General features: G+C 72.7%; 16 protein-coding genes. 8 read left to right on the plus strand and 8 right to left on the minus strand.

The window, feature by feature from the left end; genetic code table 11:
• Positions 1-14 precede the first annotated feature (14 nt).
• Positions 15-410, minus strand: coding sequence for a winged helix-turn-helix domain-containing protein (locus AC1050_RS16115; protein WP_482388428.1), 396 nt, complete (start codon positions 408-410; stop codon positions 15-17).
• Between the two features lie 224 nt (positions 411-634).
• Between AC1050_RS16115 and AC1050_RS16120 the strand changes: the two genes are divergently transcribed.
• Entirely contained in the window at positions 635-3,109 is a 2,475-nt protein-coding gene (locus tag AC1050_RS16120; RefSeq protein WP_482388429.1) for a hypothetical protein, read from the plus strand.
• Positions 3,110-3,346: 237 nt separating this feature from the next.
• Here the strand turns inward: AC1050_RS16120 and AC1050_RS16125 are convergent, their stop codons facing one another.
• Both AC1050_RS16125 and AC1050_RS16130 read right to left on the minus strand, forming a co-directional pair.
• Complete coding sequence (locus AC1050_RS16125; protein WP_482388430.1) at positions 3,347-4,174, minus strand: endo alpha-1,4 polygalactosaminidase; 828 nt, start codon at positions 4,172-4,174, stop codon at positions 3,347-3,349.
• The gene (locus AC1050_RS16130) at positions 4,171-5,118 is read right to left on the minus strand and encodes an LLM class flavin-dependent oxidoreductase (RefSeq protein ID WP_482388431.1); all 948 of its coding nucleotides are present in this window, start codon (positions 5,116-5,118) and stop codon (positions 4,171-4,173) included. The genes AC1050_RS16125 and AC1050_RS16130 overlap by 4 nt, the downstream gene beginning before the upstream one ends.
• A gap of 79 nt (positions 5,119-5,197) precedes the next feature.
• Here AC1050_RS16130 and AC1050_RS16135 point away from each other — a divergent pair, with 79 nt between their 5' ends.
• Entirely contained in the window at positions 5,198-5,758 is a 561-nt protein-coding gene (locus AC1050_RS16135; RefSeq protein WP_482388432.1) for a dihydrofolate reductase family protein, read from the plus strand.
• Positions 5,759-5,765: 7 nt separating this feature from the next.
• On the opposite strand, the gene AC1050_RS16140 is transcribed toward AC1050_RS16135, so the two are convergent.
• The 5 genes from AC1050_RS16140 to AC1050_RS16160 all read right to left on the minus strand — a co-directional run bounded on the left by AC1050_RS16140 (position 5,766) and on the right by AC1050_RS16160 (position 16,973).
• Complete coding sequence (locus tag AC1050_RS16140; protein ID WP_482388433.1) at positions 5,766-6,362, minus strand: dihydrofolate reductase family protein; 597 nt, start codon at positions 6,360-6,362, stop codon at positions 5,766-5,768.
• Between the two features lie 40 nt (positions 6,363-6,402).
• A complete protein-coding gene (locus tag AC1050_RS16145) occupies positions 6,403-7,173 on the minus strand; it encodes a DUF1206 domain-containing protein (RefSeq protein ID WP_482388434.1) in 771 nt (256 codons plus the stop codon).
• Between the two features lie 135 nt (positions 7,174-7,308).
• Positions 7,309-7,812 carry a hypothetical protein gene (locus AC1050_RS16150; RefSeq protein ID WP_482388435.1) on the minus strand — a complete coding sequence of 168 codons (504 nt, stop codon included), beginning with the start codon at positions 7,810-7,812 and terminating at the stop codon, positions 7,309-7,311.
• The gene (locus AC1050_RS16155; RefSeq protein WP_482388436.1) at positions 7,809-14,153 is read right to left on the minus strand and encodes an RHS repeat domain-containing protein; all 6,345 of its coding nucleotides are present in this window, start codon (positions 14,151-14,153) and stop codon (positions 7,809-7,811) included. The genes AC1050_RS16150 and AC1050_RS16155 overlap by 4 nt, the downstream gene beginning before the upstream one ends.
• A gap of 33 nt (positions 14,154-14,186) precedes the next feature.
• A complete protein-coding gene (locus tag AC1050_RS16160; RefSeq protein WP_482388437.1) occupies positions 14,187-16,973 on the minus strand; it encodes a LamG-like jellyroll fold domain-containing protein in 2,787 nt (928 codons plus the stop codon).
• A gap of 416 nt (positions 16,974-17,389) precedes the next feature.
• Here AC1050_RS16160 and AC1050_RS16165 point away from each other — a divergent pair, with 416 nt between their 5' ends.
• The 6 genes from AC1050_RS16165 to AC1050_RS16190 all read left to right on the plus strand — a co-directional run bounded on the left by AC1050_RS16165 (position 17,390) and on the right by AC1050_RS16190 (position 21,863).
• The gene (locus AC1050_RS16165; protein WP_482388438.1) at positions 17,390-17,863 is read left to right on the plus strand and encodes a hypothetical protein; all 474 of its coding nucleotides are present in this window, start codon (positions 17,390-17,392) and stop codon (positions 17,861-17,863) included.
• 69 nt (positions 17,864-17,932) lie between these two features.
• Positions 17,933-18,841 carry a phosphate/phosphite/phosphonate ABC transporter substrate-binding protein gene (gene phnD, locus AC1050_RS16170; protein WP_482388439.1) on the plus strand — a complete coding sequence of 303 codons (909 nt, stop codon included), beginning with the start codon at positions 17,933-17,935 and terminating at the stop codon, positions 18,839-18,841.
• Positions 18,838-19,650 carry a phosphonate ABC transporter ATP-binding protein gene (locus AC1050_RS16175; RefSeq protein WP_482388440.1) on the plus strand — a complete coding sequence of 271 codons (813 nt, stop codon included), beginning with the start codon at positions 18,838-18,840 and terminating at the stop codon, positions 19,648-19,650. Before phnD ends, AC1050_RS16175 begins: the two co-directional genes overlap by 4 nt.
• On the plus strand, positions 19,634-20,476 hold the full coding sequence (gene phnE, locus AC1050_RS16180; RefSeq protein WP_482388441.1) for a phosphonate ABC transporter, permease protein PhnE: 843 nt from the start codon (positions 19,634-19,636) through the stop codon (positions 20,474-20,476). The genes AC1050_RS16175 and phnE overlap by 17 nt, the downstream gene beginning before the upstream one ends.
• Complete coding sequence (locus AC1050_RS16185; protein ID WP_482388442.1) at positions 20,473-21,237, plus strand: tyrosine-protein phosphatase; 765 nt, start codon at positions 20,473-20,475, stop codon at positions 21,235-21,237. Before phnE ends, AC1050_RS16185 begins: the two co-directional genes overlap by 4 nt.
• Entirely contained in the window at positions 21,234-21,863 is a 630-nt protein-coding gene (locus AC1050_RS16190) for a TetR/AcrR family transcriptional regulator (RefSeq protein ID WP_482388443.1), read from the plus strand. Before AC1050_RS16185 ends, AC1050_RS16190 begins: the two co-directional genes overlap by 4 nt.
• Positions 21,864-21,866 lie beyond the last annotated feature (3 nt).

The following is a 21,866-nucleotide window of genomic DNA, read 5'->3' on the forward strand; positions in this document are numbered from 1 at the left end:
ACGGCGGCGTGCGGTCAGCCCGCGTCGCCGTCCCGCTGCCCGGGGACCAGCACCTCGGGCACCAGCCGGTAGCCCAGCCCGCGCACGGTGCTGATGGACCCGCGGTCGCCGACGCCCTCCGCGAGCTTCCGGCGCAGGTTGGCCATGTGCACCTCGATGCTCCGCCGGTCCGCGTCCGTGGGGCTCGGCACCGCGTGCGGGCCGTGCACCGCCACCGCGACGGCCAGGTCGTCCTTGGACACCGGCGTCCCCGCTCGCTCCGCGAGCGCCACGAGGATCTCGAACTCGCTGCGGGTCAGGGGCACGGGCCGGTCGGCCACGCGCACGCAGCGCGCCGGCACCTCCACCACGAGGTCGCCACGCACCAGCACCCGGCCGTCGTCAGGGCCGGGGATGTCCCCGATCGCCATCGGGCCACGGTACGACGACCGCCTCCTGACAGCACCCCGGGGACGGCGCCGCCGGCGTTCCCGCAGGGTGGGTGCTAGCACCTCAGTTCCGCGGCCGGTCGCTCAGTTCCCCTGGACCGGCCCGCCCCGGCGCCGATCAGGCCCCCGTTCACACCACACGGGGCCTGTCCCCGGATACCTGGGGAGTACCTGTGCACGCAGTGCGCGACACGCGAGCGGGCCGCATGCGGCGTCCCGCCGCCCTGGCCGTCACCACGGCCGTCCTGGCGATCATGGTTCCGACCGGCGCCGCCGTCGCCGACGAGGGCGACTCCGCCGCTGACGCCGGCCTCGTCGAGACCACGGTCCCCGTCGAAGCCGTCGACGACGAGGCTCCGGCGCCCGTCGAGAACGCGGACCCGGTCGCCGTGCCGGTCCAGCCGGCCTCGTCTGCGGCCGACCCGACCCCGGTCCAGGCCGACCCGACCCCGGCCGAGGCCGACCCGGTCGTGGACCCCACCGGGAGCGCGGCTTCCCCCGTCCCGCTGACGTCCGAGGTCACGACGTCCACCAGCACCGCGAGCGAGGCGGAGGATGTCGACGACACCGACGCCGGCAGCGGCACGGAGTCGTCCACCGGCGCGAGCCAGACCAGCCAGGACACGCAGGACGAGGTCGGCTACGAGTTCTCCGACCACGGCTTCACGGTCTACGGCGTCGTCGGCAACCCCGAGGACGACGGTTACGCGCAGGTCGGCACGCCCCTGAGGATCGAGCCGCTGGACGGCTGGTTCCCCGAGGGCACGACGTTCGTCTACTCCTGGCTCGTCGACGGTGACTTCCGCTCGACCGGCACGTCGTACACGCCCGGTTCCCAGGACGTCGATCTCCCCATCAGCGTCGAGATCGACGCGACCTACCCGGACCCGAACCAGAGCGGGGGCGGCCTGGTCCCCGTCGCGGCCACGACCGCCGGGGCGCCCGTGGTCCCCACGACTCCGGACGCGCCCACGAACCCGGAGGTCCCGGTGGACACGGGTCATGAGTTCGAGGGCTTCGTGCTGCGCGGCGTCACCGCCGTCGGGGGCACCGCGAGCGTCGGTACGCCCGTCACGATCGCCCCGGCCGACGACTGGCCTGCCGGGACCACCTTCTCCTTCCAGTGGTACTCGTACAGCCAGAGCCGATGGATCGCCGGTGACGCGTACACCCCCGCGCCCGGTGACGTCGGGCACGTCCTCCAGGTCTTCGTGATGCGCTACGTCGACGGCGAGAACGCCGCCAACCGGGTGATCACCGCGGCCGACTCCGTCGTCGACCCTGACGCGCTGCCCGACATGAAGGACGGCTTCCTGCAGGTCACCGGGTTCGAGCGGGTCAACCCGACCGTCGGCAACCCGCTGACCGTCAAGGCCGACAACTTCCCGGAGGGCGCGCAGTACACCTACCGCTGGACGGTCGGCGGCGAGATCCGCGGCACCGGCGTGACCTTCACCCCGACGGCGGCCGACCTGGGCAAGTTCCTGTCGGTCGACGTGCTCGTCAGCCACGAGGGCTACAACGACCACGTCTTCCACCAGGACTTCGACACCGTCGTCACCACCCCGACCGTCACCGTCGGCGCGGCGGACGTCCTCGTCGGCCAGGACGCGGTCGTCAAGGTCTCCGTCGCCGGGCCGCAGGGTGCCGTCGTCCCGTCCGGCACCGCGAAGATCTCCCTCACCTCGCGGGTGACCGGTGAGGTCCGGACCTTCCACGGCGTCGAGCTCGACCACGGCGTGGCGTCCTTCACGGCGCCCGGGCTCGCCGTGGGTGTCTGGGACATCACGGCCTGGTACCAGCCGGAGCAGGTGTGGAGCTACACCTCGCTGGTCACGGCCGCCGTGTCGTACCAGAGCCGGTACGTCGAGGCCGAGGGGCACGGTACCGTCGAGGTCCGTCGCGCGACCGCCGTGCTGACCGCCCCGAAGCAGCTGACCGTGCCGGTCGCCACGCGTGCCGTGGTCCAGGCCCAGGTCACGGCCAAGGGCGCCTCGTTCAGCACGTCGTGGACGATCCGGGAGGGCGGGAACGTCCTCGCCAGCGGCAAGGTCGGCGAGGACGGCACGATCAACGCCACGCTGCCGGTGCTCGCCATCGGGTCCCACGCCCTGGTGCTCGACGTCGCAGCCGGCAAGCAGACCACCGCGGTCTCCGGTGCCTTCACGGTCGTGGTGAACGGCGAGCCGGTCCAGGTGGGCGGCACGCCGAACGCCGGCCTGGACACCCCGAAGAGCGCAACGGCACCGGGGCAGGAGATGGAGCTCGTCGCCGAGGGCTTCCAGCCGGGCGAGACCGTCGCGTTCTACCTGCACTCCGACCCGGTCTTCCTGGGCACCGCGGTCGCCGACGCCAACGGCGTCGCGCGGCTCATGGCGTGGGTCCCCGCGGACGTACCGGTCGGCGCGCACACGGTGGTCGCCACTGGCGGCACCTCCGGCCGGTGGGCCAACCTGGCCGTGACGCTGACCGTGCCCGCGGACGTCACGACCCCCGTGGCCGCCCCGGTCGCCGTCGCCGCCCCGGTCGCCGCTGCCGACCCGGCCGCGGTCCCGGCCGCGACCGGTGACCTCGCGGTGACCGGCTCGCAGTCCGGCGTCCTGATGACGGGTGCCTGGCTGATGCTCCTGGTCGGCGGTGGCCTCGTGGTCCTCGCCCGCAAGGTGCGCACCCTGCGCTGATCCGGCGCCCGCAGAACGGCCCCTCGACCCGCACCGGGTCGGGGGGCCGTCGGCGTCCACCTGGGTGGTAGCACCCAGGAGCGCAGACCTGGTGCGGCTGAACCCTGCCCGCACCTGCGCGGACGGCCGATGGGGCGCACGTCCGGCGGAGCCGCTCGCACCCCGGTGCGGCGGTCCGGCCGGACCGGCGGCCCCTCGACCCGCGGATCGGGTCGGGGGGCCGTCGCCGTCCTCGCGTCAGCACACCTCGAAGACGTGGCCCGGGTCGTCGGGGGTGCTCAGCGCCAGGTCGCGCAGGATCGTCGACGCCGGCCGGTCCGGGTCGGCGCACGCCGCCGCGAACCCCTGGGCCTCGTACTCGACGTCCAGCACCGCGTCGCCGTAGACGTCCGTGTACGCGGCGCACTCGTCGTACCGGCCGCACTCCTCGGACACCGCGAAGTCGAACCCCGCCTCGTCCCTGCCGCGCGTGCCGAGCTCCGGGGTGTTCTTCTGCCCCGCCGCGAGACCCGCCTCGTGCGCGACCGCCACCAGCCGGGTCGCGAGGTCGACGGCGCCGTCCTCGTCCAGCCGGCCCTCGGAGCGGGTCCACGAGTCGAGGTTGTCCAGCTCCACCGCGTCGAACCCGCGCTCGGCGCACGCCGCCACCTGAGCGCCGACGACCTCCGCGAGCACCGCGACCTGCGCGTCCGTCGACGTGTCGAGCAGCAGCTCGTCCGGCCACCCCGGGTCGGCCACCGGCCGACCGTCGTCGTCGCGCAGCACCAGGTCGGGGTGCTCGTCCAACCACCGCTCCCGGTCGCCGGGCTGGGTCTGGAAGCCGTTCACGTAGCACGCGGACCAGAGCCCGTCGGCGGGCACGTCGGTCACGTCCCGGACCACGCCGTCGACGCCCTCGGCCGGCGGGTAGCCACCGCCGAGCTGGTAGTCCACGACCACGCCCGGCGGCGGTCCGGCCGGGTGCGCCGTGGTCGTCCCCGCCGTCGGGGCGGCCGCGGGCGCCGAGCAGCCCGCGAGCACCAGCAGCGCCAGCGCCGTCGCCGCCCGGGCGGACGGGCGGGTCACAGCACCGCGGCCAGCGAGTCCAGCGCCGCGAGCGGGTCGGGCCCGGCCGGTGCCAGCGCGACCGCGTCCGCGCCGGCCGCCTCGAGCTCCGCCAGCCGCGCCCGCGCCTGCTCCGGGGTGCCGACCACGGCCAGCGCGTCGACCCAGGCGTCCGGCAGCGCCGCCGCGAACGCGTCCCGGTCCGGCGTGCGCTCCCGCAGCTCCCGGAACTCGGCGGCGAACGGCAGTGGGTCGATGTGCGGCGCCCAGCCCGGGTCGCCGACCCACGCCAGCGCGGGGCGGACCCGTGCCCGTGCCGCGTCGCCGTCGGGGTCCACCGACGCGACGTCGTAGGCGACCACCCGGTGGCCGGGCGCGTCGCCGATGTGGCCGCGCGCGACCGCCAGGTACTCCGGACCCACCGGCTCCGCGAGCACCGTGCCGTCCGCGACCCGGCCCGCGACCGCGAGCGACTTGGGCCCCCGCACCCCGGCGATCACCGGCGGGACCACCGCCGGCGGGTTCTCCAGCCGCACGTGGTCCAGGTGCACGTAGCGACCGTCGACGGTGACCTCGTCGCCGCGCAGCAGCGCACGCAGCGCCGTCACGTACTCCTCGAAGGCCGTCAGGAAGCTGCCCGGCCAGGCGCCGACCTGCCGCATCCAGTCCGGCATCCCGTGCCCGACGCCCAGGTGCAGCCGGCCCGGGAACAGCTCGGCCACGGTCGCCGCCTCCATCGCCGCGAACGCGACGTTGCGCGCACCGACCGGGAGGATCCCGACGCCGACCCGGATCCGCTCGGTCACCGCCAGCACCGCCGCCGCCTGCGCCATCCCGCCGCGGAAGCCGAGGTCCTCCACCACCCACAGCTCCGCGAAGCCGAGCGCGTCGGCCTTCCGCGCGTAGGGCAGCACCTGGTCGGCGGGCAGGTCACGGGGCAGCAGGACACCGATGTCGAGGCTCATGGCCTCGACTCTAGGGGCGCGGCGTGCTCTGCTGTCGTCATGTCCCGCAGCGCCGCGGGGTCCCGCCCGGGAGGTCGGCATGGCCACGCTCGTCTACTCCGCGATCACCTCGCTCGACGGCTACGTCGCCGACCGCGCCGGCCAGTTCGACTGGAGCGTCCCGGACGAGCAGGTGCACCAGCGGGTCAACGACCTGCACCGCGACGTCGGCACCTACCTGTACGGGCGGCGGCTGTACGACGTCCTGGTTGCGTGGGAGACCATGGACACCACCGTCGAGCCGCCCGCCGTCCAGGAGTACGCCCGGCTCTGGCGTGCCGCGCACAAGGTCGTCTACTCGACCCGGCTGACCGCGCCGCGCAGCGCCCGCACGCAGGTCGAGCCGACGTTCGACCCCGACGCCGTGCGCCGGCTGCTGGCCGGGTCGCCGCACGACGTGCTCATCGGCGGACCGGAGCTGGCCGCGCAGGCCTTCCACGCCGGGCTGGTGGGCGAGGTGCACCTGTTCGTGTCCCCCGTGCTCGTCGGCGGCGGCACCCGGGCGCTGCCCCGCGACCTGCGGGTGGACCTGGAGCTGCTCGACGTCGAGCGGTTCGGCAACGGCGTCGTGCACCTGCACCACCGGGTGCGGCTCGGCTGACCGGCCGTCAGCGCCGGACCGGGAACGACAGGTGCGTCACCCGGCGGCCCTGCACGACCGACGTCGGGTCGCCGAGCACCGCCGGCCGCCCGGCCGCCTCCGTGAAGTAGGGCCGGCCGGTCCCGAGGAACACCGGCACCAGGTCGACGTTCACCGCGTCCAGCAGCCCGGCCCGCAGGGCCTGCGACGCGATGGTCCCCGCGGCGACGCCGACCACCTTGTCCCCCGCGAGCTCCTGCGCCGCCGCGACCGCCTCGACGATCCCCTCGTGCATCACGACCAGGTCCGGCGACCCGAGCGCGGCCGACGCCGTCACCGGCCGGTGCGTGAGCAGCACGAACGGGACCCCGAGCGGGTGCGTCCCGCTCCAGCCGTCCGTCAGGTCGAACAGCTCCCGGCCGACCACCAGGGCGCCCAGTGACTCGCGCCACGCGAGCCAGTACGCCGCGCTGGCCTCGGTCAGCCGGAACGCCGGCAGGTCGCCCGCGTTCTCCACGACGACCTCGCCGTTGTCGTACCAGCCGAACAGCTCGTCGATCCCGTGGTCCGGGCGCGCGATGAAGCCGTCCAGCGACGTCGAGGCGGACGCGATCACCTGGCCCATGGTCGTGACGCTAGACCCGCCGCCGCCGGCGGGGGAAGGGTCAGACCTTCGCGTGCCGCGCCCGCCCGAACGCGTACACCCCGTACGCCGCGAACCCGAGCGCGATCAGCGTCAGCAGCACCGGGCCGAACGGCAGGCCGGCCAGCGTGTGCAGCGCGGCGTCCAGGCCCTGCGCCTTCTCCGGGTCGCTCTGCACGGCGGCGACCACGAGCAGCGCCCCGACGACGGCGAGCGCGCCGCCCTTGCCGATGTAGCCGACCTTGCCGGCCTTGCGGACCCACGGCGCCGGGCTGGACTCGAGGTCCTCGAGGAACTTCTCCTTCCAGCCCTTCACCACGTGGTAGCCGCCGACCGCGATCACGCCGAGGCCCACCAATCCGACGAGCACCCGGCCGAGGCCCGACGACATCAGGCTCGACGTGGCCCCGCCGGAGCCGCCGCCCGAGCCGCTGGTCAGCACCGACACCGTGGTCCACGCCAGGACGGCGTACGTCACCGCCTTCGCGGCAGCCTTGGCCCGGTCCTTCGCCTCGCCCCACGCGATCGCCTCCGTCGCCTGCCACAGCGCCAGCAGCACGAAGCCGACCAGCAGCACCCACAGCAGCGCCTGGCCGAAGCCGTTGCCCGCCAGCTGCTGCAGCGCGCCGGACTGGTCGGCCTGCTCGCCGCCGGACGTCCAGGCGAGCTGGATCGTCACCCACGCCAGCAGCAGGTGCAGGACGCCGCTGGCGCCGTAGCCGAGGCGGGCGCCCTTCTCGAGGAGGGGGTGGTCACCGGCGCGCGAGGCCGCTTGCTGGACGTGGTCGGACATGGGACGAGGGTGGCATCAGAGTGTCTCCGGCGCTCATCGAGCAACTCAGGCACCGGTGTGACCGCACGCGATCTGTCAGACGTCCGCTCTGTGACGAGAGTTTTCAGTACGGTGCACCGCACCTTGAGGACCCCGTCAGACGGTGTCGAAGAAGGAAGCACTCACGGAATCGAATTCTGAGCTCCAGTTCTGCAAACCCATCATCTCCTCGTCCGACGCTTCCTCGAAATCGGGCGGGGCCTCATCTCCACCCGGGACATCGCCGATAAAGAACTCAGCAGCACTGAAAGAAGCGCGGACGTCCCCCACCTCAAGCGCCAACGTCAAGACTCGCTCGCTCGCAGAGATCGAGTTCGTCGCCCAACCTTCGACCCGCTGCCACATGCGGGGCCCGAGCGCGGGTGTATGCCATTCCAATGCTCGAACCGCGCGCAGCACGACCACCGCCGTGTTGCCACCCCGGATTTGCAGGGCCCCTTTACAATCAAAGAGCAGCCACGCCGTGCATTCGACGACGTTGAACCTGAGGTCGAACAGCGCCGCACCCTCTAGCATCCCGTCATGGAGCAAATGCTCCGTTTCCCGCGACGCGGGCAGTGTCCGCCTATCCGCTCTCGTGAGCATTGCGCTGACGTTCACTCGAGCACCCAGTGCCACATCGAATTTCCCTTTTGTATCGTCTGTCCGGTAAATGGGTTCAGGGTCTGTGAACTTCCACCGGGAAGCTCCTTATAGTACGAGGTGTAGCCATTCGGATACTGATACACCGGCCCACTCTTTGGATCCATGATCCGCACACCGCTTACCGCATCACTCAGACCGTGTCCCCCGGAGCCGCCATCGAACTTGAACCCATCACCATTCTTGGTCGGCGATGGCCCCGTGGCCCCCTTCGGGACAATAATCGTCTCCCCGTTCGGCCGAACTACGAAATCTGGTCCTGGGGCGCGACCGGGTGCTGACGTCGACGGCGAAGCCCCTCGACCCGAGGCGGCTCCGCCGCCACCCCCGCCGCCGCCACTGAGGCCCCGCGCCGCCTGGCCCCCGCCGTACCCACCGCCGCGGCCTACAGGAACGCCGCCACCAGCACCGTTCGCAGGGACTGCGGCCAGTCTCGTACTCCCGCTCAGTGCGGCGAAAGAAGCGTTCGCCACGCCACCACCGGTTCGCGCACCTCCGTCGCCCCCAGCCCCCAACGAGGCCCACGAGAATGCCTGCGAGTGCCGAACCTTCGCGCGCCAAAGGTGTGATGCCGCACGAGCACGGGCGCCTCCAAGACGCGCGCAGGCGGTCCCACCATCTCCTCCGCGGCAGGCGGTGGACACCACTCCCCGTACCAAGCCCCCGATGACGTCGGCCTGGTGCCTCTTCACGAACCGAGTGGTCGACTTGTAGGCCGCGCTGACCCTGCTCTTCGCCGACTTCCAGAACTTTCCCCAAGAGAGCTCGCCAGTCGGGTCCCAGAACGACACCGGGTTGTTGTCCGCGTACGAGTAAGCCCCCCACTGCTGCGGGCTCGACGTCTCGAACACGGGATCCACCGACACGAACCGACCGATCTTGGCGTCGTAGTACCGCGCTCCCACCTGCGTGAGCCCGCTGGTGTCCTGGACCTTGTTCAGGAACCCCCGGTCACCCGGCCACGCCGCGGCCGCACCGCGTGCGTTGCCGTACGGGTCCGTCCGTCGCTGCGTCACCGTCTTCGTCGTGTTGGCGATCGCCAACGTCGCCGTCTGGTGCGGGTCGGCGACCAGCGAGCTGACGGTCGACCCGGCCGTCCCGGTCCGCATGGCGACGTTCTGGCCGTTGAAGCTGTAGTACCGGGTGCCCTTGACCACCTTGGTGGCGGTCGTGAGGTTCAGCTCCTGGCCGCCGGGCAGGTAGACCGTCGTCACGCCGCCCTGGCGGCGGATGAGCCGGTCGCCGTCGGCGGTGTAGATCGACGACATGACCGTGGCCGTGCCCTGGGTGATCGACTCGAGCTCGCCCTCGGCGTCCCACTTCAGCGTCTGCGCGGCCGCACCCGCGACCGCCCGGCTGGTGGTGTTGCCGGCGGCGTCGTACCCGTAGGTGCTCGTCGCCGCACCGGCTGCGCCGGTCTGCTTGACCGTCGCGACGGCGTGCGGGCGAGCCGCGCCCGTCGCGGGGTAGGCGTACGTCCGCACCGTGTCACCGGCTGCGGCGTGCACCGTCTCGCTCGTGCGGTTGCCCGCCGAGTCGAGGGCGTAGTCCGTCCAGTACGGCGCCGGGCCACCGAGCGCGGCGACCGACTTGGCGGTCGCGCAGTTGGCGCTCGCCGGGGTCCAGGCCGAGGTGAGCTGGCGCAGGCCGTCGTAGGCGAAGCACTGGGCGTCGACGGGCTTGCCCGTCGGCCGGTCGACGACCGAGGTCGGGTTGCCCATCTGGTCGTAGGTGTACGTCAGGTCCATGTCGGGCCCGGACTGGCCCTCGCGCTCGACCCAGGTCTTCTGGAGCCGCCGGGTACCGCCCTCGTACACGTAGTTGACGAGGAACGAGTACGTGTTGCCGAGGTCCTGACGCAGCAGCTCGCCGTAGACGTCGTAGGTGCTGTCGGCGACGTAGACGCCCCACCCAAGGCCACCGGACATCCACTCGGGACGGGAGGTCGCGTCGTAGTGCGTGGTGACGGTCTCCGCCGGGAGCCCGCCGCCGGCCGGGAGCTTGGTCGTCGCGACCTGCCCGTCAGCGGTGTAGGTGTAGGACGTGGTGTACGTCCCCGCCAGGGCTCCCTCGGTGCTGGGCAGCGTGACGGAGGCGCCCAGCGGGCGGGACGCCTCGTCGTACCCGGTGACGGCCGTGACGTAAGCGGCGGTGCCGACGTAGCGGGTCGACGACGTGAGCTGGTTTTTCTGCAGGGTGTCGTAGGCCCAGCTCGCCCGGAGGGTGCCCGTCGCCGAGGTCTCGCGGAGCTCGGTCTGCCGGCCGAGCTGGTCGCGGACGTAGTAGAGCGTCGTCCCCCGGGCGTCGGTCGACGTCTGCACCAGGCCCGCGTCGTCGTACGTCGTGGTGGTGGCGCCCTTGTCCGGGTCCTTCGCGGACGTCTGCCGGCCGCGCAGGTCGTAGGTGTAGGTCCACGTGTTGCCGACGGCGTCCTTGACGGACGTCATGTTGCCGGCCTTGTCGTAGCCGTACGTCGCGGAGCGGAACGTCCCGGTCGGCGCGGCACCGAGGTACTGGCGCAGCTCCCTGACCTGGCCGCGGGCGTCGGTGATGGTCGTCTGCGGCGTCCCGCCGGTCGGCGGGTCGACGGAGACCCGGTCGCCCTCGTAGGTGGTGGTCGTGCGCCACCGCTCCTGCTCGCCGACGTCGGTGATCTCCGCGGTGGTGCGGCCCACGCCGTCGTAGACGTACCGGGTCCGCGACGGCACGGCGGTGATCGAGACGACGAGGTTCGTGCTCGGGGCACCGTCGGTGAACCATCCGTCGTGCGTCCACGCGGTCTGCCCGCGGCTGTCGTAGTAGGTGTCCGTCACGATCCGGCCCGGCGTGTCACGTGCCGCGGACGGCGACTGCGTCTGCCGGGGACGCAGCATGCCGTCGAACAGCTCGACGCTCGTCAGGTAGGACCCGTCCGCGGCGAGCGTCTTGGTGGTGACGGTGTTCGGGGCGGTCTTCGAGATCGTGTACTCGTAGGTGACGTGCGCGCTCACGTTGCCCTGCGCGCGGCCGGGGTGCCAGACCGCGGTCGTGCGCCCGAGCGCGTCGAAGGTGGAGGACGTGACCTTGCCGTTCGGGTCGGTGACCCTCACGGTGGACCCCCACGCCGGCTCCAGCTCCGCCTTCGTCACGCCCGCGGTGAGCGGGCCGGTGCCGTCGGGGTCGGGCGCCGTGACGCTGGTGGACCTGACCACGCCGCCCGTGCTCGTGTATCCGGTCGTCGACGCACGTCCCATCGCGTCCGTGGCCACGGTGGGACGGCCGAGGGCGTCGTAGGTGGTCGTGGAGGTGGTCGCGTAGATCGGCGTGGTGCCGGAGTACGACGCCAGCTCCTGCGTCGTCGACGGCAGGCCGCGGCTCGGCGCGGCGCCGAGCGCACCGCCGTCGTAGGCAGTCCGCTCGTCCGAGATGACATCGCGCGGCCGGACCGGAGCCGTCCCGCACGCGACGGAAACGGTCTCGCTCCGCTGCACGGTCGCCACCACGTGGGCGGCGGTGTTCCGGGCGTAGTCGACCCGGGTGCAGGTGTCGTCCGCAGTGGTCGACACGTCACCCTGGTCGTCGACCTGGGTGACCATGCCGTAGGTGCTGTCGTAGGACGTGACGGTCCGCGTGGTGCGTGAACCGCCCGGGAGCGCGGGAGCCGCGGTGCGCGACTCGACGGTCGCCGGCTGCAGGAAGCCGGCCCGGGTGCCGTCCGCGGACACGGCGGTCGCCCCGGAGATCCACGGCGTGGTCACGACACCGGAGACCTCCGGACCGTCGACCCCGTTGTACGTGATCTCCTCCCGGACGAATCCGTTCAGCCGCTCGGTGTCGGCGATGCCGTCGACGGACACCTGCCGCGTGCCCCCGCCCGGGAGCCGGTCGCCGTCCATCCCGCGGAAGTACCGGGTGCGCTCGTGAGAGCGCTGCTCGAGCGGGGAACCCGAGAGCACGTCGACGGTCGCGTAGCCGCGGAACTCGCTCCACGTGCGGTGCGCCGGCGGCGAGAACGGGCTGTCGTCGTAGTGCCAGGCCGGCTCGCCGACGTAGCGGTACGCCGTCTCGACGGCCGCGCTCACCTCGTCGTTCGGGTTCTCGACGACCGTGTCCACGACGTACTTGTGGAAGTACTCCTGGATCTCGGGACCGGTGCCCTCGGGCTGCCAGGTGACCGGGAAGCAGCGGCGGGTGTTGCTCTCCGGTGACGCGGGCAGGCTGCCGGAGGTGCAGTCCGCGGGTGCGTAGTTGATCGTGACGGTGCCACCGGCCTCGGAACCGATCGCCGTGATCCGGTAGCGGTTCATCGGCGGACCGGCGTCACCGGTCGTGTCCACGCGGTTCGCCATCTGCGCGCCGCGGAACGTCACCTCCGGGAGCGTGATCGCCGAGCCGACCAGGCCGCGGTGCGTGATGCCGTCGAGCCAGAGCGCCGCGTTGGTCCGGTCACCCGTGTCGGGGAACGTGTGACGCAGGGTCCACGAGTCCACGTCCTGGTAGGCGGAGCCGTCCAGCACCTGCGTCGTCACCGTCACCAGCCGCTTGCGCGTGAAGAAGGACGGGGAGGTCTGCTCGGGGCAGCTGGAACCCGAGCTGCAGATGAGGTCCGCCGGGACGTCCGGCCACGACTTCGCGTTGGCCTCGGTCAACTGGGCGGGGTCGCAGGTGATCGTCCCGGAGGGCAGGCAGCGCTCGGCGACGGAGAACTCGACCCGCGCCGGCGCGGTGGACCCTGCCTCGCTGCCGGCCCGCTGGCCGTACTCGATCCGGCTCAGGTAGCCGCCGCGGACGTAGGACGAGACGGCCTGGTTCAGGTTGCGGCCGTAGGAGTTCGTCTCCTTCTCGTAGACGTACGTCAGCGTGTTGCCGGACGGGTCCACGACGTACTCGAGGTTCCACCGCCACGCCTGCGTGCACGACGACGCGGCGAAGGTGGGGGCGTAGCAGGGGTCCCCGGGGTGGTTCCCGAACACCGGGACCGACCACGCGGAGTTCAGCTCCAGCGGATCGCCCGCGGCGCGCTTGCCCCGGCCGAAGTAGTACTGGGTGCCGTCCGTCGTCGTGACGCGCCAGTACTCGCCGTCGTCGTCGTCGTTCCACCCACCGGTCAGCCGCTCGACCCGCGAACCGTCGTCGGACTGGGCGTGCCAGGTGCCGGTGGCGGCGTCCTTGACCAGCTCCGTGGTGGATCCGCCGAACACGAGCGTCGCGTTGTCGCTGAACCAGCACAGGTCACCGGTGCGGTGCCCGGCGTTGTTGGCGTTCGCGCCCATGTCGTCCGAGCACGACTGGTACTTGCGCTCGACGTACCCGGAGTCGAGGTTCCAGCCGTCACCGACCCACGACGTCTGGTTGTTGGTCGACGCCACGCGCCCGTCGAGCGAGCCGGACGAGTACGACAGCGCGAGATCGGGCTGCGGACCGCCGGACACCGGCGGGACCCGCATGGGGTAGGACCAGCTGAAGTCACCCGTCTGCCCGGACACCTGCCAGGACGCCGACGGGGAGAGCGGCGTCGCCGACCAGTTGCCGGTGGAGCCGGACGTGGACGCCGCGAGCGCCATCACGCGCGCGCCGTCCGCCGCGACGGTCGCCGAGACCGTGCCGGCCTCCTGGTCGTTGGTGGACTCGACCGGGGTACGGGTGCGGCAGCGGTCCTCGTCCGGGTCCGTCAGCGCGCACGCAGGGAGCTCGACCAGCCGCAGCCGGTTCGACCAGTCACCGCCGAAGGCATCGGCGAAGGCGGTGTAGTCGACCGTGACGTCGACGGCCGCGCCGTCGAGCGGCGCATCAGCGGCCACGTCGAGCAGGACCCCCTCGACCCCCGCGTCCTCGGCGGCCTCGCGGTCGAGGACCTCGACGCTGATCTCGGACTCGGCCTCGGCGTCCGGTGCGCTCGACGGCGAGGACGTGGGGGCGGCGGAGGGCTCCGCGGACGGTGCGGGTGCGGCGTCGGGCAGGGCCGCGCCTTCTGGCGCACTGCCGTCCGCCCAGGCCAGGGTCACCACGTCGCCCTCGGCGGCCGTGGCGTCGTCGGCCAGCGTCGTGCCGTCCACCTCCGGCCAGGCCACCGCACCGAGGTCCGCCTGCGGCATCTCGGGCAGCGGCTCGACCTCGACCACGCCCTCGCGCGCCGGCAGCGGGTCGGTGGTGTCCAGGTCGGGCGCCACCGCCTCGGCGTGCGCACGCCGGTCGGCGTCCGACATCGGCCGGTCGGTCGCTGCCTGGGCGACACCCGGGGCGACCAGCGCCAGCGTCACCACCAGCGTCGCGACGACCGACCCGGCGATGCTCCGTCGCCCTCGACCCCATCCACTCATCGGATGCTCCCCCTGCTCGTGTCGTGCTCGGTGTCAGAGCGTGCCGGTCGGCGTGCAGGCGCGACGCACGGCACCGTCATCGATCACGCCGGTCCACGTGCGTGCCTCGCTGACCGCCCCCGTCCACGGGGCGGCACCCGAGGACTTGCTGCCCCCGAGCCGGAGCGGTCCGGTGCCCGACCAGGCATCCGCGTGCTTCGCCGTCTCCGGCACCTCCGGAGCGACGAAGTCGACACCGACACGGCAGAGGTACAGGCTCAGCTGGTCGGCGCCCGCGTCATGGACACCGGCGAGGAACATCCACCGGCCCACCTCGACCGGCGTCGTGGACACCACCGCGTCGGTGGCGGACGTGGCCGTGTCGGACGTGTTCATCGCGAACGACCAGCAGCTGCCCTGGCCGTCGGCGCACGTCCGGTACCCGAGGTCGAACGCCGCGGCCGCGGCGCCGTCCTGGCTCAGGACGGTCGCGTTCCCCGTCGCCGCATCCGCCCGCACGATCGCGGAGACGGCGAAGTTCTGGTCGGTCTGGACCGGGACCTTGGTCGCGGTCCCGGCGGTGGCCGTGCCGCCGAGCAGGAGCGCCCGGTCGGTCGGGTCGAAGTCGATCTCTGCGAGCGGGCCGCCGATCCGGGTCGGCGCCGCCGAGAACGTCAGCGGGGAGGTGTCCCCCGACAGCTTGCTCTGGCTGGCCGCGATCTGGCCGCCGGTCTCGTCGAAGGACCAGACGGTCTGCTCGGGGAACGCGACGGAGAACACGTACGTCTGGGTCGTGCTCGTGTTGCCCGCACGGTCGACCGACTGGACGTACAGCGTCTGCGAGGCGTTGGTCGTCGGGGTGAACGACACCGTCGGGGCCGCCTTGGTGGCCGCGAGGTTCAACGCCGAGCTGTTGAACGAGTACTTGTAGGACACGACATCGGTCTCCCCGCTCGGCGAGAAGGTGAACGAACCCTTCACCCCGATGCCGCCGGCGGGCTTCCCGGTCTCGTACAGGGGCTGGCCGGCCACGGCGACCGGAGTCACTGTCGGAGGCACCGGTGGGTCGGTGTCGATCTCGACCTCGCAGGCCACAGCCGGCCCACCGGTCACGCTCGGGTCGACCCCGTTGATCTGCACGCGGTAGATACCCCCGTGGGCCATCCCGCCGAGGCGGACCGACTGTCCGAGTCCCGAGGCCTGCGCGGCCGGGCGGGCGTGCCAGAGGATCGGGGTGCTCGTCCCCGCCTTGTACACGTCGATGTTCGCCTGGACGGCCTCGCCGTCCGCGTCGCTCTGAACCGCGTAGAGGACCGGCTGCGTGGACCTCGCCGCGGGGCGTCCGGCGCCGGTCACGCAGGGAAAACCACCGGGCGACGTGAACTTCACGTCCGTGGGCAGGTTGGGCGGCCGGTTGTAGGAGATCGAGAGCCCGGCGTCGTTCCGGAACCGCTTCCAGTGCGCCATGCTGCCCTCGTCGACCGCGATGCCCATCGTCAGCTGGTTCGAGTTGGCGTTCGCGACGGCGCGGCCGGCCTCGAGCGCGGAGAACTCCAACCAGCGCACCGGGCTGCCGGCGCAGGTGGACTTGGTCGCCACGACGAGCGTCTGCTGAGGGAACCAGTTGGTGCTGCCGGGCCACGGCGAGGACGAGTTCCAGTTGTCCACGCGGTAGGCAGTCACCGGCCGTGGGGTGCAGTCGTACGAGTGCGTACCGACCGCGGCGAACGTCGCGCCGGTGATGTGCCCCGGCTCCATGGCGCCGATCGCGGCCAGACCGCCGAACTTGTACATGATGCGGCTGGCGAAGGTCGCGGTGCAGGTGGACGACACCGCGCGGTCGCAGCGGCCGACGCCCTCGTCGTTCGCGAACCGGTACGACTGCCCGAAGACGTCTCGCACGGCGGTCCAGTCGTTGAGCGACCCGCTGATGGCGGGGTCGATGTAGACGGGCCAGACGGTCTCGTCGTCGGTCAGCATCGCGGGGTCCGGGGTGATCGAGACGACGTCCGGTCCCACGGTGGCCGGCATGACGCTGCGCTGGCTGCCCATCGACGGCTCGCGGTCGAGCTCGACCGGGTCGGCACCCGCCACGTCGTCCGGCCCGAACGACGGCATCGCGAGGACGAGAGCGTCGGCCGACGCGCGGAACGTCGGCGAGTCCAGCTCCTGCCGGGAGTCCCACATCACCGGGACCGGGCTGGTGAACATCTGCTCGCCCGCCTCGTCGACAGCGAGGAACCCGCCGGCGTCCTCCTGCAGCTCGAGGCCGTCGGAGGTCTCGACCGGGAAGCTTAGCTCCGCCAGCCGGGGGTCCGCCGCTGCTTCGGGCGTCTCGACCCGGAGCACCTCGGAGAACCCGGTGGCGTCGTCGTTCACCGTGACGACCAGGTCGACACCCGGCAGCACCTCGTCGTAGGTGATCTGGTCGCCGTCCGTGGTGGGCGTCGGCAGGGCGAACGGCACGTCGAACGTCAGCTCGTGGCCGTCCCGCTCGATGCGCGCCAGCGGCATCCCGTCGGTCCCGTCGCTGAAGACCATAGGGCGAACGGGCGCAGCGACCGTCAGCCCGCTCTCACCCGCGACCACCTCGGTGTCGACCTCGCCCCAGCTGCCCTCGACCTGCGTGCGCACGGCCAGTGCCGAGACGTCGAGGCGCATGGTCCCGTCGGGCTGCGCGTAGACCGTGTTCCACTCCGTGCGCTCCGACACGACCTCCACGTCGTGACCGCAGGCGACCGCGATCGTGGTGGCCCACGTCTGGTCGGCGGTGGTCGCCGAGCAGTCGACGGCCGGCGTGTCGGATGCCGCCTCGGGTGCGGCACCTGCGGGCACCGCCACGGAGACGAGGAGGGATGCCGTGAGGACGGCACACCCAGCTGCTGAGATCGGACGCCGCACCGGCAAGCTCCCCCTGCGATGCCCCGACCACCGGGTCGTGGGCATGACGACGGCACGAGCGAGCACCCCTGCCGCGACCGACGACCGGCGCTTCTGAGGGGCCTGTGCGTGATCTGTGAGGAACCTAGGGTGCGCGCGTTCCCGCAGGGCAGGGGCCATTCGGGTGATGTTGGCCGAGGCAAGCGGCCGCAGCGGTCACCCGTCGTCCCGGGCGCGATCCCGGGACCCGAGCGGGACGTTCGCCCCCCTGCTTCGCCGGATCTTCGTGGCAGCGGGGTGGTGTGCTCCGTCACCACGCGCCCGGGTGGCGGTCAGGGGACGCCTGGGCACGTGCGGGGAGGAGCAGGGTGGGCACCGTGCTCCCCGACGACCCCACCCCGCACGACGACGTCATCGGCCTGGCCCGCCACCGCGCCGAGGTCACGCGCGACCACGTCGAGTCCGCCCTCGACCTCGCGGAGCGGGAGGGCGGACCGTTCGACTTCCTGTCGATCGCGATCGCCGCGCACTGCTCCGTCGCCTACCTGCGGCAGCACCGCGAGTTCGCCACCCGGATCCGCGCGCTGCAGGCGACCGTGCCGCACGAGCCGGCGGACGACCGCGACGCCGCGGTCCGGCGGCGGCTGGCGCGGGCCGAGCACCGGGTGGCGGTGCTGCGCGCAGACGTCCAGCAGCTGGAGGCGGAGAACGCCCGGCTGCGGGACCTGCTCGCAGCGGCACGGTCCGCCCGGCTGCGCCCGGGGATCCACCGGCCCGGCTCGCGCACCCCGGCGGAGCAGCCGCCGCCAGTGTTCACCGAGCGTTCGGTTCGCAGTACGGCGGTCTCGTAATTCGTCGTCACCTTCCGCGGTTGGGATACCCGTGTTGTCGGAACTCCCACTCCCCCGAAAGGTCCTGCGATGCGCCGCTACTCGCTCCCCGCGATGGGCATGCTCGGCATCACCGCACTCGCCCTGTCCGCCTGCTCGTCCCCCACCGCCGACGCGGCGGACGCGACGAGCGCGCCGGACGCCCCCATCACCATCGCGACCCTCCCGGTCTCCGACGACCCGACGCAGGTCAACCCGGTCGAGGCGCTCGTCGAGCTGCTCGAGGCGGAGACCGGCCGCGAGGTCGAGGTCACCGACGTCCCCGACTACCTCAGCGTCGTCGAGGCGATCCGGGCCGACCACGTCGACATCGGCATCATGAGCGGCTTCCCGTCCGCGCTGGCGGTCAACACCGGCGAGGTGGACGCGCTGCTGGCGTGGGAGGGCAGCGACGAGCCCGTGTCCACCTGCGTGGTGCTCGACGACTCCCCGATCCAGACGGTCGCGGACCTCGAGGGCACGACCGTCGCGTTCGCCGACCAGGCGTCGAGCTCGGGCTACTTCATGCCGGTGTACATGCTGCACGAGGAGGGCCTGGAGCAGGGCACCGACTACGAGGCGATCTTCGCCGGCGGGCACGAGGGCAGCTTCGCCGCCCTGCAGCAGGGCCAGGTCGATGCGGCCTGCACGGCGTTCGTCCTGACCGAGATGGGGGCACCGATGTTCCCGTTCGCCGAGGGCGAGTGGCGTGCGGTCGGCGAGAGCCCCGCGATGGACATCATGGGCACGGTGCTGGCGCGCCAGTCGCTCGACGACGAGACCCGCACCCTGCTCCAGGAGGCGCTGCCGAAGGTGTTCTCCGCGGAGAACGCCGAGGCGCTGGGCGCGTACAGCTCGTTCGCCGGCCTGGACGTGACCATCGCGCCGGAGCCGAGCGCCTTCGCGTCGTTCGCCGAGATCGCGGCGGTCGCCGGCGTCGAGCTCGAGGACCTCGAGTGAGCCTCGCGGCTGCGGGCACCACCGTGCCCGCCGCGACCGTGCAGCCGGCGCTCCCGCTGGTCACCGTCCGGGACCTGCGGGTCGCCTACGACGAGCACGTCGTCCTGGACGGGGTGGACCTGGACCTGCGACCCGGCGAGATGGTCGCGCTGCTCGGGTCGTCCGGTTCGGGCAAGTCGACGCTGATGCGGAGCCTGACCGGGTTCGTGCCGGTCACCCGCGGCTCGGTGCGGGTCGCCGGGCACGACGTCATGAACCTGCCCCGGGGCGGGCTGCGGACGCTGCGGTCGGACGTGGGTCAGGTGTTCCAGCAGTTCCACCTGATCCCGCGCCTGAGCGTGCTGACCAACGTGCTCACCGGTGCCCTGCACGAGGCCGGCCCGGTGAACCTGGTCGGCGGCTTCTCCAGCGCGCACCGGGTCCGGGCCATGCAGCTGCTCGACCGGGTGGGCATCGCGCACAAGGCGAAGGAGCCGGCCCGGTCCCTGTCGGGCGGCCAGCAGCAGCGCGTCGCCATCGCGCGGGCGCTCATGCAGCAGCCGAAGCTGATCCTCGCCGACGAGCCCGTGGCGTCGCTCGACCCGAAGCTGGCGGGCTCCGTGCTGCGGCTGCTCCGACAGATCGCGACCGAGGACGGCATCCCGGTGCTGGTGAGCCTGCACGTCCTGCACCTCGCGCTGGAGCACGGCGACCGCGTCGTCGGGCTGAAGCAGGGCCGGGTGCTCGTCTCCGCCCCGACCGACCGGCTCGACGCCGACGCGCTCGCCGGGCTCTACGAGGAGGAGGACGGCGATGACCACGACCTCTGAGGCCCCGGCCCGCCGCACCGCCCCGCCCGCGCTCCCGCCGGGTGAGCGGGCCCGGCTGGAGCGCGCGTTCTCCGTCCCGCGGGCCCGGTTCCTGGTCGGGCTGCCGATCGCGCTCGTCGTCCTGCTCTGGTCGATGGGCGGCGCGGAGTTCAACTTCGTCAAGCTCGGCGCGGGCACCGTGAACATGGGCGAGTTCCTGTCCCGCCTGTTCCCGCCGAGCTTCACCAAGTTCGGCGTGATCGTCGAGCTGCTGGTGGAGACGCTGCAGATGGCGATCGTGGGCACGGTGCTCGGCGCCGGGCTGTCCCTGCTGGTCGCGTTCGCCGCGGCGTCCACCATCGCCCCGCGCTGGCTGTACTACCCGGCGCGCTGGGTCATGAACATCATCCGCTCGGTGCCCGACCTCGTGTTCGCGCTGATGTTCGTCTCCGCCGTGGGGCTCGGGCCGTTCGCGGGCATCCTCGCGATGACCCTCGGGTCGCTCGGCTCCATCGGCAAGATCTTCGCCGAGGCGATGGAGTCCGTGGACCGCGGCCCGATCGTCGCCATGCAGGCCGTCGGGGCCTCGAAGCGGCAGGTCATCCAGTACGGCGTCCTGCCGCAGGCCGCGCCGCTGCTCGTCTCCTACACGCTCCTGCTGTTCGAGGGGAACGTGCGCGGCGCGACCATCCTCGGCCTGGTCGGCGCGGGCGGCATCGGCCTGGAGCTGACCACGGCGATGCGCATGTACGACTACGGCCACCTCAGCGCCATCATCATCTGCATCATCGTGCTGGTCACGGTGATCGACCAGGGCAGCGCCCTGATCCGGAGGAGGATCACATGACGACCACCACCATCGAGCTCACCCTGAGCCCCCCGGTGAACCTGCGGGACCTGGGTGGCACGCCGGTCGAGGGCGGGGTCGTCCGCCCCGGGTTCGCACTGCGCAGCGACGACCTGTCCACCGTCACGCCGGAGGACGCGGCCGTGCTGGTCCGCGACGGCCTGACCGCCGTCATCGACCTGCGCTCCCCCGCCGAGGTGGCGCTCACGGGCCGCGGGCCGCTGGCCGGGCACCCGGTGGCCTACCACCACCTGCCGCTGATCGCGCACGTCGGCGACGCCGTCCCCGGGGACGGCCTGACGCTCAACCACCGGACGATGGGCGAGATGTACGTCGGGATGGTGCGGCACGCCGCGCCGCAGCTCGTCACCGCGCTCAACGTCATCGCCCACGCACCGGGGGCGACCGCGTTCCACTGCGCGGCCGGCCGGGACCGCACGGGCGTGCTCGCCGCGGTGCTCCTGCTGGCGCTCGGCGCCGACGACGACGTGATCGTCACCGACTACGCGCGCACCGGGCCGAACATGGCCGCGATCCTGGAGCGCGGCCGCCCGCTGATGGGCGCGATGTTCGCGGCGCTCGACCTGCCGGACGGCGCCGCGAGCACCTCCGGGCTGCTCGAGGGGTCGATGGACGTGTCGATGCGCCTCCTGCTCGACCGGTTGCGCACCGAGGACGGCGACCCGCTCGCGGCCCTGCGCGCCGCCGGCCTCGGCGCGGACACGATCGCCCGGCTGCGGGCGCGGGCGCTCGCCGCATGACGACGGTGACCGACCCGGCCGGGAGCGCGACCCGTCGTGCTCCCGGCCGGCCCCGCGACGAGGACCTCGACGGGCAGATCATCGCGGCGACCCTCGCGCTGATCGACGCCGAGCAGGAGGTCACCGTCGCCCGGGTCGTGGCCCGCAGCGGCGTCAGCCGGGCCGCGCTCTACCGGCGCTGGCCGTCGCTGACCTCGCTGATCGCCGCGGCCCTCGACGTCGGCCGCACCGTCCCGCCCGACGTCCCGCTGGGGGGCGACCTGCGCACCGCCGTCTACGCCGCGATGTTCGGCGCCGCGGACGGCGCGGCGGCGGTCGCGGCCGTCGGGTACTCCGAGGCACGGTTCCGGCAGCGCATCCGGCTGGTCATGGCCGACCGCGCGCTGCAGCAGGCGTACTGGTCGTCGCACGTCGCCCGGCGGCGGGTGCCCCTGGAGCGGGCGCTGCAGGCGGGCGTGGACCAGGGTGTGCTGCGCGCGGACCTGGACGTGGCCGCCTGCTTCGACGCGATCGCCGGGACGGCGTACTACCAGGTCGTGGTGCGCGGCGACCGGTTCGACGACGCGCGGACCCAGGACCGGCTGCGGGCGGCGTTCGACGTCGTGTGGCGGGGCATGCTCGCCTGAGCC

It is taken from the genome of Cellulomonas sp. NEAU-ZC6, from assembly GCF_056844425.1.

What these genes read in the sequence shown, in the direction of transcription:
- AC1050_RS16115 (WP_482388428.1), bottom strand. Translation starts at nt 410, where the DNA reads ATGGCGATCGGGGACATCCCCGGCCCTGACGACGGCCGGGTGCTGGTG.
- AC1050_RS16120 (WP_482388429.1), top strand. Translation starts at nt 635, where the DNA reads ATGCGGCGTCCCGCCGCCCTGGCCGTCACCACGGCCGTCCTGGCGATC.
- AC1050_RS16130 (WP_482388431.1), bottom strand. Translation starts at nt 5,118, where the DNA reads ATGAGCCTCGACATCGGTGTCCTGCTGCCCCGTGACCTGCCCGCCGAC.
- AC1050_RS16135 (WP_482388432.1), top strand. Translation starts at nt 5,198, where the DNA reads ATGGCCACGCTCGTCTACTCCGCGATCACCTCGCTCGACGGCTACGTC.
- AC1050_RS16140 (WP_482388433.1), bottom strand. Translation starts at nt 6,362, where the DNA reads ATGGGCCAGGTGATCGCGTCCGCCTCGACGTCGCTGGACGGCTTCATC.
- AC1050_RS16145 (WP_482388434.1), bottom strand. Translation starts at nt 7,173, where the DNA reads ATGTCCGACCACGTCCAGCAAGCGGCCTCGCGCGCCGGTGACCACCCC.
- AC1050_RS16155 (WP_482388436.1), bottom strand. Translation starts at nt 14,153, where the DNA reads ATGAGTGGATGGGGTCGAGGGCGACGGAGCATCGCCGGGTCGGTCGTC.
- phnD (WP_482388439.1), top strand. Translation starts at nt 17,933, where the DNA reads ATGCGCCGCTACTCGCTCCCCGCGATGGGCATGCTCGGCATCACCGCA.
- phnE (WP_482388441.1), top strand. Translation starts at nt 19,634, where the DNA reads ATGACCACGACCTCTGAGGCCCCGGCCCGCCGCACCGCCCCGCCCGCG.
- AC1050_RS16185 (WP_482388442.1), top strand. Translation starts at nt 20,473, where the DNA reads ATGACGACCACCACCATCGAGCTCACCCTGAGCCCCCCGGTGAACCTG.
- AC1050_RS16190 (WP_482388443.1), top strand. Translation starts at nt 21,234, where the DNA reads ATGACGACGGTGACCGACCCGGCCGGGAGCGCGACCCGTCGTGCTCCC.